The sequence below is a fragment of the Jeotgalicoccus aerolatus genome (assembly GCF_014635205.1).
Lineage (GTDB): Bacteria > Bacillota > Bacilli > Staphylococcales > Salinicoccaceae > Jeotgalicoccus > Jeotgalicoccus aerolatus.
Genome location: NZ_BMCN01000001.1, coordinates 857,973 through 872,048, shown reverse-complemented (window position 1 = coordinate 872,048; position 14,076 = coordinate 857,973). Strand labels below are relative to the sequence as shown.

Sequence of the window (14,076 nt, the reverse complement as noted above, 5' to 3'; positions counted from 1 at the left end):
CACCTACATCGCATTTTTTCTTCGAATGATTGTATATTGCCAAAATACTTTAAGCTGTTCAATATTCCAGTAATCCATCCCGAGTGACAGGGCAGGGCGTGTATTAAATCTAATATTACTTGCTTCCGCCGCAGCCAGGGCAATATATTGCATGTGCGGTTTTAATTTTTTAAATTCATCGGATAATTTGCCATCTTTTTGTACCCAGTCCAGCGGAAATATATAATCAAATATATTAACGTGTTCATATATTTCCGGTATAGCAGTAATATAACATGCAGCATCTACCGACGGATTACTTTTGGATTCAGAAAAGTAACTTCTTAATGATAAGTACAATTCCTTGTGTTCATGGTTCATATAAAAATATTCATTTTCAATTTTGGGCTGGTTGCTGTTTTTTATTAACTCTTCAAGGTGATCCATCATTTCATGAATATTTGATACTTTATCATATGATTTTCTCAAAGCAGCCACCTCCGCTTAATTAATAATAGTAGCCATTGTTCTGTGAGTTGCTGGTGTTGCTCTCGTAATACTCATCAGTTTGTGTGCCATCATCATAATACTGCTGGTCTTGATTGTTTGTTCCATCATTATAATACTGTTGATCTTGGTTGTTTGTTCCGTCATCGTAATATTCATCTGTTTGAGTACCGTCATCGTAGTACTGTTCATCCTGATTATTATTACCGTTTTGCTGTTCCTGACCGCCGCTGTTTTCATTTTGAGGGTTCTGGCTGTTTTGTTCTGTTTCTTCATCAGTCGTATCTTCTAAATCGCCTTCACCCTCAATTTCTGATTCTTCATAATCAAATTCTTCAGTATCGAATCCATTACCATAAGGACTTTCGTACCCTTCTTCAGCAAAGTAAGGGATAGTTTCAGGACGATGTTCTGTAAGCATATAGTCATCCATATATTCATATGGGATTAAATAATCACCAATTCTCAGCTGCAGCAGATCATAAGGTTCTGATGGATCTAATTCAAGTATAGAGCTGATTGTATTTGAAAGTACAAATAAGTGTTCGTCATCTGCTCTGTAGAAGTAACCGCCGTTACCTTGAGCCCAGTAGTCCGTTCCATGCAGTTGAGTGGATTCAAATGAAATGTCATTAAATGCATAATATGATGCGAGTTCACGTATATCTTTTGTTTTAAAGTTATGTTTAGTATTGTCTGCAACGACTTTGATTAAGTCATCAATTTTAGTCAGGCCGCCTGATGATTTAACTTTACTTAAAACAGCTTCGACGAGTTCCATCTGTCTGTTGCCGCGTCCTAAATCTGAATCGACGCGTCTGCTTCTTACTACAGCAAGTGCTTCTTCTCCATTCAGTTCCTGCTCACCGGCCTCCAGTTCAATTCTGCCGTTGTCATGCTGGTTTGGTTCGTTCATATCAAAAGGAACATCAAATTCAACACCGCCGACTGAATCAACAATGTCGACGACACCTGCCATATTAATACGGGCATAGTAATCGACCGGCACATTTAATAATTTCTCTACTGCATCCATGGATGCACTCGGACCGCCATACATATGGGCGTGATTTATTTTGTCGAAGTATCCTTCGGGTTCAATGTAGGCGAGTGTATCGCGGGGAATGTTAACCAGTTTTACATCATCATTATTTTTGTCAAAAGTTGCCAGTATCATACTGTCAGTACGAAAATCATTGCTGTCCAGATTTTCCTTTTCTGCACGTGAATCATTTTCGTCTGTACCTAGAATTAAAACAGTGAAGCTTTCATCTACTGTTGCATCTTCTTCACGTAAGTCTGAACGTTCTCTGTCAGTTGGTTCATAAGAACTGGTGACACCTTGATCAAAAGTATTGTATAGGCTGAGTATATAAATTCCGACACCAATTAATATAAGCAGCAGGACAATAACTATTGTCCAAATTATTTTTTTCATAAATATTAAGACCCATTTCTTATTAAGATTTTAAAATAGACTAAACTCTATTATAATGTTATTTGAACATAAATTAAAACAATATATTAAAAATCAGAGGGTTGCAAATGAAAAAGGTAACGATGTTTGTGTGGAATAATTTTGTCAATGATGCAAGAGTAATGAGGGAAGCTTCTGCGCTTGCTGATTTAAATTATACAGTAACAATTATTGCCAAGAAAGAATTGACTGAACAGCATCTTTCTTCAAGCGAAAAAGTAAGAGCGAATATTTATGTTAACCGCCCATTAAAATGGGAATTGCCGAAATTTATAACTTCCAGAATAAAATCTTCTGTTTTGACTAAGCACGTTCCGAATATGCTGCTGATGTTAAAAATGATAATGCTCGGCAGAAAGTATGATACTGATGTGTATCATGCACATGACTTAAACACTTTAATACAGGGAATTGTTTGTGCAAAACTGCGTTTTAACAGAAAAACATTAATTTATGATTCACATGAAGTGCAAACCAGCCGCACGCATTATAATTTTAAGAAAATATATAGAATAGAGAAATTTATGCTGAACTTTACTGATCATGTCATCGTTGAAAATGATACGAGAGCTGATTATCATAATGATTTGTACAAAGAACGCCCCACGCCGGTACATAACTACTCAGAACTCTATGATATTAACGATGTGACACCATTTCCGCTGAGAAAACAATTTAATATACCGGAAAATAAAAAAATTGTACTGTATCAAGGCGGTATGCAGGAAGGCAGAGGTTTATTTAAGCTTCTGGATGCTTTTAAAAATGTAGAGAATGCCATGTTGATTATGATTGGAGACGGAAAAGAACGTCAAAATTTGATAGATTATCATTATGAAATTGGTGTGACAGATAAAGTGATATTTATTGATAGAGTTCCGTATAAGCAGCTTCGCAGTTATACCAAATCAGCTGATATCGGTATACAGTTTTTAGAAAATACGAACTTCAATCATTATTCGGCATCCTCAAATAAACTCTTCGAGTATATTATGGCACATGTACCTGTAATTGGTTCGAATCTACCTGAAATAGAACGAGTAATTGAAAATGAAGAAATAGGAATAGTCGTTGAAGAGGGAAGTACAGAATCTTTAGAATCAGCATTATTAAAAATGATCAATAATGAGGAGTTGAGAATAAAATTTAAAGAGAATACTATTAAGGCAAAAACAAATTATAATTGGGAAAATGAAAAGATCATTTTGAAAAATTTATACGACAAACTTTAATTTAAAAGGGTGCGTAATTTTGTTATAATAAAACGAATGTTAATTTTATGTATTAACTTAGAAAGTAATTTAAGGTGACTTATGAAAATATTATTAATCACACAGAATTTTTATCCGGAAATTGGTTCAGGAGCAAACAGATTAAAAAATTTGTATGTTCAGTTATCAAAAAAGCATGATGTAGAAGTGCTTACGACTAATCCAGCTTATCCGAATGCAAAGATGTATGAAGAGGAGAAGTATTGGAGCAGTGACATTATAAATCAATCGAAAGATATCATGAGACTGAAGATGAGAACCAATAAGCAGAGTAAATCAATGGCATTTCGTCTGCTTTACTATTTTGAACTCGCTTATAAAGTGCGTGTTTATGTCAAAAAATATCAGCATCTATACGATACAGTCTATGTCACGACACCTAATATTTTTATACCATGGGCTGCTTTTTTCCAAAAGAAAGATAAAAAAGTTAAGCGGATCCTTGAAATTCGCGACTTATGGCCGGACAGTGTACGGGATGTTGATAAGATGAATATCAGTATGTTTTACCCGGTGCTTAAATTTATGGAAAAGATGCTCTATAAACAGTCTGATAAAATAGTGATTAATAACGAAGGATTTAGATACTATTTAAAGAAAATGGTAAAAAATAAACCAGTATTGTTTTTACCTAATGCATTTGCAAAAAATGAAGTTGAGTTTAAAGAACCGCCAGATGAATTCAGGGTCATCTATACCGGAAATATTGGCTTTGCGCAAAGTTATGAAAAACTTCAGGAAATGGCACATCAACTGGAAGAGAATAAAATCAATTTTAAAATTATCGGGTACGGAATGAATGCACACTTGTTTCAGTCATATATAGAATACAAGGATTTTAAATATGTGACTTTTGAAGAAGAGAAGACCCGGGAAGAGTGCTTAGCTGAAATACGGAATTCCAACATTCAGCTGTCTATACTAAAAGACAGCGAGATATTTTTAAATGTACTGCCTGGGAAAGTGATTGACGGCATTGCATCAGGTGTACCTGTTGTGACAAATTTAGGCGGCTATACCAGCAATCTAATTAAGTCGCATGATGTTGGCTATGCTAAGGTTAAGGCAACGTCTGAAGAACTTACAGAAGCAATAAAAACAATTAAAAGTGATAATGAACTCGAATCCAGACTCAGAAAAAATTCTAAAAAGCTGCTGAAATCCCATTTTCTCTGGGAGACAAATATTGAAAAACTTGATGATTTCATATTCGATAAAGAGTTTAAGTAACAATATTGTTACTTAAACTCTTTTATTAATGTTAAGAAAAGCTATTTTATTGTAAAATGAATTTACTGAGAAAAATATATTTAATAATCTTTAGGGGTTTTTTTAAATGAGTACAATAAAAAATACGTTAAAAACAATCATACCCAAAAGCATGCGGGAATTATTAATTAGAAAAGTGACATTGCAGGACATTACGGCTCATGAAAACTTTGTCATTATTAACCTGATGCTGAAAAACTTTTATAATTTTAATTTGAATGACAAGCTGAATATCGTCTTGTCTAATGGAGAATATACTGAATCTCTGGATTATTCTATCGAGAAAAATAGGCTGTCGATTCAGCTGCATAATAATGTCTTTAAAAACCTCACAGGGAATTCAACAATAGCCGTATCGGTTAACGGTAAAAATATGATTATTGATGCTGATGAAAATATTCTCAATGAGACATCGTTCTTTAAATTAGGGAAATATTATAACATCTTAGTGAACGGGACTTTAATTTTAGAGCATCTTCTAGCTGAGTATACTTTTAAGCAGTCTGCTGTACAGGCTGAAAAAATGAATACTTCTTATGAAAAGCTTAGTGTAACTTTTGACAGTTACCGTAACATGGAGCGTTATAATTTAGCGCTTTTATATCCGAACAAAATTGTAGAATTCCAAAATCAGGGAGAACTGTCCGTCATTACAGCTGAAGATTTTAACAATGTCACAATGGGAAGAGGCGTACTTTATCTTGTCCAGGGCTTTGAAATGACACCGGTAAATATTAATATTTCAGAACAAAATTTAACGACAAAAGATCATAATTTACAGTTTTTACGCGAGGGTAATGAAGTATTTACAATTATAGATAATCACGAAATGGAAATGACTCAGGCATCTTGTAATATTGACGGCGATAATATACTTATGTCATTTTCATATACAGATAATAAAGATATCAGCCAGATGATTGTTGCAGATACAATCTCTGGAGAAGAAGCGGCATTTGATGTTCAAAGAATCAGTGCAAATGAAATCACAGTCCGTGTACCAGTAAGCACTATGGTAAAAGATTTTACGAGAAAGAGATTCAAGTTCGTAACTGGCGGAGCAGAACCGCTTGTAATACAGCCGGATGTCAGCGAACTGGATGAATTAGGTTTCGGTGAACGACGTGTCCTCGATTTTGAACATGAGAATATAAAGCTCTGGTTTTATAAAAGAAAAGATAAGGCGCTTGGGTTTAAAGTATCAAGACCGCGTTTCAAACGGCAGGTGACTGAAATTGATCAGTTTAATTTTGATGGTTTCATCAGGGGAACGGAAAACTTTATCGATTGCCAGCCGTACTTAATTATCGAAGACCGTTATTCTAAAGAAAATATTATTGTGGAAGCTGAAGAAGAATTTAATATCAATTTAGCTGAGCTGAATCTAAAAGAAATCAAAAGTAAAGATAAAACAATTCTCGATGTTTTCGTTGCTATGGTACATTCAGACGGTGATATTATCCGTAAAGAAAAGATAAAATATCAGTTTTCCGATTATAAAAAAGATAATTATTACGGCAGCCGTACTGAGACTGACAGTGAAGGGAATACACACTATTATTTAATTACAACAACGCCTTTTGACAATTTAAAAATTGAAACGTTCTCAATCCCTAAAGAAGCATCTATACCTGGAGAAGCGCATAAGAAAGATTATAATACGTGGCTGGTGGGTGAGCGCTATGACACTGCCCAGGACAATGGTTATGCATTTTATAAGTACTTGAGAGAGCATACATCAGTCAATGCGTATTATACGATTGAAAGCAGTGCGCCGGATTATGAAAAAATAAAATCAGATACACATGTCCTGCCATTTGGTTCAAAAGAGCATTTTGATATCGCATTTAAAGCAGGGGTTCTGCTCGGGACACATGATTTAGAAAATCTGCTGCCTTATAAACCAGCCAGAGGTTTTTTCAGTTTTGAAGATACGGTTAAAGTTTTTCTGCAGCATGGCGTGCTCGGACGAAAGCGCGTGGAATATCATAAAAAATATTATGATTTGCCGTTTGATTTATTTATTGTCAGCAGCGAACCAGAGAAGTATGATGTTGTAATGAAGAAACTCGGTTACGATGAGGAAGATGTAGCGATTACCGGTCTGGCGCGTTTTGACTCACTGCCGCGCGGCAACAAAACTAAAGATATTCTCCTGATGCCGACTTGGCGGGACTGGATTAATACTGATGATGCGTTTCTAACTAGCCAGTATTTCCATAACTACAACGGTCTGATTCATAATGAGAGATTGATTAAATTGCTCGAGGACAATGATGTCCAGCTGAATTTCTATCCGCATTACAGAGCTCAAATGTATTTTAATGATGAAATTTTAAATCCGAGCAATAATATTAACTTTATACGGCTGGGGACTAAAACGGTTCAGGAACTGCTGATTGAACATTCATTACTCATTACTGATTATTCAAGTGTCAGCTTTGACTTCACACTGATGAACAAACCGGTCATCTATTATCACTTTGATGTCAGGAAGTTTTTCAGACAAGGAAAACTGCGTCCGCTCTTCCATACATTTATCGGTAAAATTGCAAGGACAGAAGATGATTTAATCGATCTAATAGAACATCAAATCAACTTAAATTTTAAGTCGGAACAGCCCGATATTACTGGTATTTTTAAATATCAGGATCATCATAATTCAGAACGTATTTATAACAGTGTCGTAGAAAAAATACAGATGCTCGCTGATGATGAATAAGAAAAAGGACGGAAACTTCAGTTTCCGTCCTTTACTTATTGTAAATATATTCAACTAATCTTTTTGATGCTGAACCATCACTGTATTTGTTCCATTGTTTATTAAAGTCTTTAATTTTCTCCATATCAAAAATGTTTTTCTGAATAACTGAGATAACACTTTGTGTATTAAAAACGACTGGTCCCGGCATATAAGTTTCGTAGTTAAACCAGATGCCGCGTTCTTTTTTGTAATCGTCCAGATCATAAGAAAAGAATATCATCGGTTTATTTAATATAGAAAACTCAAAAGGAATGGAAGAGTAGTCGGTAATCAGTATATCGGTCACAGTCAATAAGGCATTGATATCATAACCGCTGGATACATCAGTTACAAAATCATTATTATTCAAACTAGATAATTCAACTGCCGGGTGAAGTTTTAACAGCAGATGACAGTTTTCACCTAATTGTTTCTTCATTAATTCAAGATCAAGGGCAACACGAGCAGCGTTAAGCTGATTGTCGCGGAAAGTCGGTGCATACAGCAGTACTTTTTTATTGTTGAGCTGAGGCAATAAACTATAAAGATTTTTTTTCTCTATACGCATAGCCTGTGTATTGTAAAAAAAGTCTGTCCTCGGCATTCCTGTTTTCAGCATACTGTCCTTTTTACTGTTGAAAGCTTCTCCAAATATATACGCCATTTCATCCGAACTGACTGCAAAGTTATGAAACCTGCTGTAAACTTTCTCAAAGCGCTTATACGCACTGTCTGGACGGCTGGCAATCGTTTTATCTCTCCAGCCGAAGTATTTTACCGCACCGTTAGCGTGCCAGAGCTGTGTACAAGTGACGTCTTTTCTAAAATTACATGCAGCCAGAACGACATGATAATTATCGATGAAAATATATTTTCCGGTTGCTAAGTGATACATCCCCTTAAACAATGACAGGAGATTTTTTGGACTGAACTGAATGATATTGCGATCTTTAACACCAGCAAATGATTTTCTACAGCGCGGTTCTTTTAAAACAAATATGTCAGATTGGGTTTCAGCATTAATATCTTCGATTAAATATTCCATATTATCGCCGAACGATGTCAGCATAACTGTTTTATTTTTTATAGGAAACAGGCTGAAAAAGTTGAATATAATATTGAGTATGAACAAATAAAGTGCGATTGCCGCTTCTTTAATCATTCTTATGTTTCAGATCATCTTTAATTTTTGTCGTAGATATACCGCTAGTTCTTGGCAAATAAACGACTTCACACTGCTCTTTAAGGAAATCAAATTCACCTTCCCAGTCATTTCCCATAACGAAGACATCGATATTGTGTTTTTTAACATCGCTGACTTTCTGATCCCAGTTATCTTCGCCGATGACTTCGTCGACATATTTAATCGCCTCAAGTATCTGTTTTCGCTCTTCAAATGAATGGTATGCCTCTTTATGCTTAAGCATATTAAATTCATCTGTTGACACAGCAACAATTAGATAGTCTCCAAGTGCCTTGGCGCGTCTTAAAATATTTATATGTCCGGTATGGAGCAAATCGAATGTACCGTATGTGATTACTTTTTTCATGTGAATTTACCTCCGATAAAGCAAAATTATAGTATTTTGTAGTATTATGAATTATAGCACAAGATAAATATGAAAACTTAGCAGGTGTAATTAAATGAGAAAAATTAAAAAGTTAGCATTAAAATTATATAAAATACTATTCTGGCTCTCAGGCAAGTCTTTTAATAAAGATCATTCACTGATTATTTTTGAAAGTTTTTTAGGCAAGCAATTCAGTGATAACCCCCGCGCCTTATATGAATATATGTCTATACATTATCCAGAGTACAGATTTATGTGGAGTGTCGACAAGCGTTACGAAAAAGTATTTGAACGCTATGATTTGCCTTATATCAGAAGATTTTCACTCAGCTGGATGATTTATATGAACAAAGCAACGCTGTGGATTTCAAACAGCAGATTGCCGTTATGGATTCCTAAGCCTAAAGGGACGACTTATTTGCAAACCTGGCATGGGACACCGCTTAAAAAACTGGCAACGGATATGGACGAAGTGCATATGCCTGGTACAGATACAGAACGCTATAAACGAAATTTCACAAGGGAATCAGCAAAGTGGGACTTTTTAATTTCACCTAATGAATACTCAACTGAAATTTTTAAAAGAGCCTTTAAATTTGATGATAAAATGCTCGAAACAGGCTATCCCCGCAATGACTTTTTATTCACGAACAGTGATGAAGAAGCTGTGAATAATTTGAAAAAGGATTTAAATTTACCTGCAGATAAAAAAATAATTTTATATGCACCGACGTGGCGGGATGATTCTTTCCACGGTAAAGGCAGATATAAATTTAATCTGGAATTTAATATGCAGCAAATGTATGAAGCTTTGTCTGATGAATATATTATCATCCTGAGACTTCATTATCTGGTCAGTGAGAATCTGGACATCAGCGGATATGAAGGATTTATCTATGATTATTCTTCATATGAAGAAATCCGTGATTTGTATGTGATCTCTGATATGCTGATTACCGATTATTCTTCTGTATTTTTCGATTATGCGAACTTAGAAAGACCGATGATTTTCTATACGTATGATATCGATAATTACAGAGACAAACTGAGAGGATTTTATTTCGACTTTGAAAATAAAGCACCGGGTCCGCTCGTTAAAACAACGGATGCATTATTAGAAGAGATTAACAAAACTAAAACTGAAAACTTTAATGAATTATATAATACAGCTGAATTCAGAAACAGATTTTGTTCTTTAGAAGATGGCAAAGCCTCTCAGCGTGTTGCTGATGAAGTTATTTGTTATTTGAGAAGTAAAATTGTATAATTCATCATTGATGAAAATTTGAGGTTGTGACTAACTTATGAAATCTATGTGGAAAGTTTTACAGGAACAGATTGCCCATTTTTATCTGGTGCGCCGTCTGTCTATATATGATGTGAAGAGCAAAAACCAGAATAACTATTTAGGGATTGTCTGGGAAGTGCTGACACCGGTCATCAGCATACTAATATACTGGTTTGTTTTCGGTACGTTGAGGTCCCGTGCGCCGATTGAAATGGGCGGAATAGAAGTGCCGTTCTTCTACTGGCTGTTTATAGGGTTTGTCGTCTGGACGTTTTTCTATCAGGCAAGTATCGAAGCATCAAAGTCGATATATACGAGACTGAAAATGCTGTCTAAAATGAATTTCCCTTTAAGCGTAATACCGAATATTCCTATTTTTTCTAAATTTTATACTCATATTATTATGCTGGTATTAGCGTTTATCGTCTTTCAATTTGCAGGGTATTATGTCAGCATTTACATGATTCAAATCTTGTATTTTATTTTTGCTTCATATGTACTGATATATGCATTTGCTTTAATCACGTCAACATTGTCGACTTTAATCCGTGATGTTCACTTGCTCCTAAACTCGCTTTTACGCATGCTGCTCTACTTATCAGGTGTCCTGTGGCCGCTGACTATGCTGTCGGATTTCCCAACACTGATGGTATTGATGAAGCTGAATCCGTTAGTATACCTTATAGAAGGCTACCGGGCAGCATTTTTCGGCACAGAGTGGTATCTTGTCACAGCATGGGAGTATTCATTGTACTTCTGGGGTCTAATGTTCGTAATGCTGCTGATCGGTTCAGTACTGCACGTTAAATTCAGACGCAACTTTATCGACTACTTATAAGAGGGTTTAAATATGACAAAAGCTATTATTACTAAAAATGTCGTTAAAAAATATAAACAGTACAGCAATCAGAAAGAGCGTATGCTTGACCTGATCAGTCCTACGAGCCGCGGAGAAGATTTTTATGCCTTGAACGGTGTAGATTTTGAAGCGGACAAGGGAGATGTGGTCGGTTTTATTGGTATTAACGGCTCTGGTAAATCGACGCTGTCTAATATAATTGCAGGTATAGTACCTGAAACGAGCGGAGAAGTTCAAGTTAACGGGCAGCCGGCACTAATTGCTGTAGCTGCAGGCTTGAATGATGATTTAACCGGACGTGACAATATCGAATTAAAATGTCTAATGCTCGGTTTTTCAAAAGATGAAATTAAAGAACTTGAACCGGAGATTATTGAATTTGCCGAACTGGAGAATTTTATCGACCAGCCGGTAAAATCGTATTCCAGCGGCATGAAATCGAGACTCGGCTTTGCAATCAGTGTTAAAGTCGACCCCGATATTTTAATTATTGATGAGGCCCTTTCAGTAGGTGACAGAGCGTTTGCCGATAAAAGCCTGAAGAAAATGATGGAATTTAAAGATCAGGGTAAAACGATGATTTTTGTCAGTCACTCAATCGGCCAGATGAAAACTTTCTGTGATAAGATTCTCTGGCTTGAATTCGGACGTGTTAAAGCATTCGGAGAAGTGAAAGATGTCCTGCCGCTCTACGAAGCCTTTTTAATGAAATGGCAAAATATGCAAAAAGATGAAAGAGACATCTATCGAAATAAAATAATGTCGAAAGATCCAGCTGACAACAAGTATAAAAACCTTGGCGATTTAATGGTGCTGGATGACGATGAGGAATTGGAAGCATCCCACACATATTCCGTGCGTCCTGTCAGCAGATTGGCGCATCTAAAAGCATATACGACTTATGTCTATCAATCGCCAAACGATGATGAAAATAAATCTGATGCACAGCATTTAAAAAATAAGGTATATTACGTTAAGCGAGAGGCAACTTATCAATTTGAAAACTACTATCTTTTAAGTACACAGCCAAGCGGAGAAGACGGAGTAATCGGCTGGATTAGAGGTATTGAAACATCATCTCACGTTCATACACTAGTGGACAATGACAAGAAAATATTTTATTTAACAGGACGCGGTTTTGCATCGAGCGAACCATGGGGCGGCAAACGTCAATATGTTCATGAGTCACTCGAACATCACGGCGGACTGATTTTTGATGTGAATGAAACGATTTTAATTGGCAATAATGTCTGGTATCAAGGTGTTATTGAAGGTGAGAGCGAATCAGTTTGGATCCACAGCAATAACGTTGTGAGTGATATGGAAGAATTAAATGATGATGATGACAGCAATAATTAATGATTGCTGTAAAAAATCCGTACGTATTCTTTTAGGGCATCATTGAGACGAGAGTCTTCCCCGATAAGCAATACGTGCGGATTTTATTAATGATAAGCTGTTTGTAAATTTTAATTATAATGTATATTTAATACAAAGTTTCGAGAGAGGTAAAGTAGCCGTCCGCGCCTATATTTATAAGGCGTGCTGCTTCTTTATTAGTCGATACGGTGTAGGGATAGACTTTTAAATTATACTTATGGCATTCAGCAATAAATGATTCATCTGCAATTTTTTTATAGGGATGAATACTGACAGCATTCAAACCGGTCATATTGACATAACGCCCGGCATTAATCATTGGATAATGAATAAGAAAACCAAGCTTAATTTGCGCGTTAATTTCACCGATACGCTGCAATGCCAAATGGTCAAATGATGACACGATTATATTATCAAGCTTGTAATGTTCAATAGCTAGGTCTGCAACTTTCTGTTCAATACCTTGATGTGCGACAGGTGAATTTTTAATTTCTATATTAAGCAGTATATGGTCTGGAATCAGTTCAAAAACTTGTTTTAAAGAAGGAATAGTTTCACCTTCGAATTTTTCATCGAAGTACTTACCGACATCTATCGACTGCAGTTCTTCAAAAGTGTATTGATTCACTGCCAGTTTTGCCTTTTTATTGTAGCGTTTTAACTTGTAATCATGTACGACGACAGGAACGCCGTCTTTCGTCAGCTGAACATCAAGTTCTATAGCTGATGCACCGCATTCAATTGCTGATTTAAATGCAGCTTTAGTATTTTCAGGTGAGATGGATTCAGCACCCCGGTGCGCAAATACAGTAACCATAAAATTCACTCCAATTTTTCATAAGACTTTAATATTCACAGTGTAACATTCATAAGTAAAGAAAATATTAAAAAACGTTTAAGAAAGGAAGTGCAGCAGTGACGAAAGAATATAAAACCGTAAAATTGATGGATATAAATTTTATAAATATTTCCAGATATTCTTTTTTAAAAAATATAGTTTATCCGTCAATAGAGCAGAATAAAAAGTGTTTTATCGTCACTGCCAATCCTGAGGTGGTTATTGCCACACGGGATGATCCTGACTTTAAGACGGTTGTTAAAAGTGCAGATTACGTACTTGCTGACGGCATCGGTGTTGTTAATGCATCTAAGCTGATTAATAATCCAATAGTAGAACGTGTGACAGGTGTAGATATGATGTTCGACCTGCTGCAATATGCATCTGATCATAAGAAAAGTGTCTTCTTTTTAGGGGCATCGGAAGATGTAAATGTCAAAGTGACAAAAAGAGTTGAGAGAGATTATCCAGATTTAGTTATTGCAGGACGTAAAAATGGCTATTTCAACAGATTTGACGATGAACTCGCTGACAAAATAGCAGGAACTCAACCCGATATTGTGTTTGTGGCATTAGGTGCAAAACGCCAGGAAGGCTGGATTTATCATTACATGGATAAATTTGAGAAGGGGATATTTATCGGTGTCGGCGGAAGTTTTGATGTTCTGAGCGGCCAGATAAAACGTGCGCCGTCTATCTGGATTAAATTTCAGCTGGAATGGCTGTACAGATTGTTAAAAGAGCCGCATAGAGTAAAGCGGGATTTAAAAGTACTTGAGTTTATGCTGCTCCATGTACCGGTAATTAAAAGAGTAATGAAATGGCTCGGCTTTTCTAAATCAAAACCGAGATCGACGAGAGACGGTATCCGCTAAAAAAGAAACAATTAAGCAG

At 35.8% G+C, this 14,076-nt stretch carries 12 protein-coding genes; 7 read left to right on the top strand and 5 right to left on the bottom strand.

Annotated elements, in window-relative coordinates; genetic code table 11:
- Positions 1-3: 3 nt before the first annotated feature.
- Both IEU81_RS04425 and IEU81_RS04420 read right to left on the bottom strand, forming a co-directional pair.
- Entirely contained in the window at positions 4-477 is a 474-nt protein-coding gene (locus tag IEU81_RS04425) for a DUF2538 family protein (protein ID WP_231957172.1), read from the bottom strand.
- Positions 478-487: 10 nt separating this feature from the next.
- Positions 488-1,924 (bottom strand): LCP family protein, encoded by a 1,437-nt coding sequence (locus IEU81_RS04420; protein ID WP_186090468.1) that lies wholly within the window; start codon positions 1,922-1,924, stop codon positions 488-490.
- Positions 1,925-2,031: 107 nt separating this feature from the next.
- On the opposite strand from IEU81_RS04420, the gene IEU81_RS04415 reads away from it, so the two are divergent.
- From IEU81_RS04415 to IEU81_RS04405, 3 genes are all read left to right on the top strand, one after another.
- Positions 2,032-3,195, top strand: coding sequence for a glycosyltransferase (locus IEU81_RS04415; protein ID WP_186090466.1), 1,164 nt, complete (start codon positions 2,032-2,034; stop codon positions 3,193-3,195).
- 81 nt (positions 3,196-3,276) lie between these two features.
- Entirely contained in the window at positions 3,277-4,464 is a 1,188-nt protein-coding gene (locus IEU81_RS04410; protein WP_186090465.1) for a glycosyltransferase family 4 protein, read from the top strand.
- Positions 4,465-4,570: 106 nt separating this feature from the next.
- Positions 4,571-7,225, top strand: a complete 2,655-nt coding sequence (locus IEU81_RS04405; protein ID WP_186090463.1) for a CDP-glycerol glycerophosphotransferase family protein — start codon at positions 4,571-4,573, stop codon at positions 7,223-7,225.
- A 31-nt stretch (positions 7,226-7,256) separates the two neighbouring features.
- Here IEU81_RS04405 and IEU81_RS04400 read toward each other — a convergent pair whose 3' ends face one another.
- Together IEU81_RS04400 and tagD are read right to left on the bottom strand one after the other, a co-directional pair.
- Positions 7,257-8,408 (bottom strand): CDP-glycerol glycerophosphotransferase family protein, encoded by a 1,152-nt coding sequence (locus IEU81_RS04400; protein ID WP_186090461.1) that lies wholly within the window; start codon positions 8,406-8,408, stop codon positions 7,257-7,259.
- Positions 8,401-8,796, bottom strand: a complete 396-nt coding sequence (tagD, locus tag IEU81_RS04395; RefSeq protein WP_186090459.1) for a glycerol-3-phosphate cytidylyltransferase — start codon at positions 8,794-8,796, stop codon at positions 8,401-8,403. Before tagD ends, IEU81_RS04400 begins: the two co-directional genes overlap by 8 nt.
- Positions 8,797-8,890: 94 nt before the next feature.
- Here tagD and IEU81_RS04390 point away from each other — a divergent pair, with 94 nt between their 5' ends.
- Genes IEU81_RS04390 through tagH form a run of 3 tightly spaced genes read left to right on the top strand, consistent with a single transcriptional unit; the run spans position 8,891 to position 12,323 of the window.
- A complete protein-coding gene (locus tag IEU81_RS04390) occupies positions 8,891-10,084 on the top strand; it encodes a CDP-glycerol glycerophosphotransferase family protein (protein WP_186090458.1) in 1,194 nt (397 codons plus the stop codon).
- Positions 10,085-10,121: 37 nt separating this feature from the next.
- Positions 10,122-10,943 (top strand): ABC transporter permease, encoded by an 822-nt coding sequence (locus tag IEU81_RS04385; RefSeq protein ID WP_092595101.1) that lies wholly within the window; start codon positions 10,122-10,124, stop codon positions 10,941-10,943.
- 12 nt (positions 10,944-10,955) lie between these two features.
- Positions 10,956-12,323 (top strand): teichoic acids export ABC transporter ATP-binding subunit TagH, encoded by a 1,368-nt coding sequence (tagH, locus tag IEU81_RS11085; protein WP_186090456.1) that lies wholly within the window; start codon positions 10,956-10,958, stop codon positions 12,321-12,323.
- Positions 12,324-12,450: 127 nt separating this feature from the next.
- Here tagH and IEU81_RS04375 read toward each other — a convergent pair whose 3' ends face one another.
- Positions 12,451-13,161 (bottom strand): glycerophosphodiester phosphodiesterase, encoded by a 711-nt coding sequence (locus IEU81_RS04375; RefSeq protein WP_092595105.1) that lies wholly within the window; start codon positions 13,159-13,161, stop codon positions 12,451-12,453.
- 128 nt (positions 13,162-13,289) lie between these two features.
- Between IEU81_RS04375 and IEU81_RS04370 the strand changes: the two genes are divergently transcribed.
- Positions 13,290-14,057: a WecB/TagA/CpsF family glycosyltransferase gene (locus IEU81_RS04370; protein WP_092595531.1), complete on the top strand. Its 768-nt coding sequence runs from the start codon at positions 13,290-13,292 to the stop codon at positions 14,055-14,057.
- The last annotated feature ends 19 nt before the right edge of the window (positions 14,058-14,076 follow it).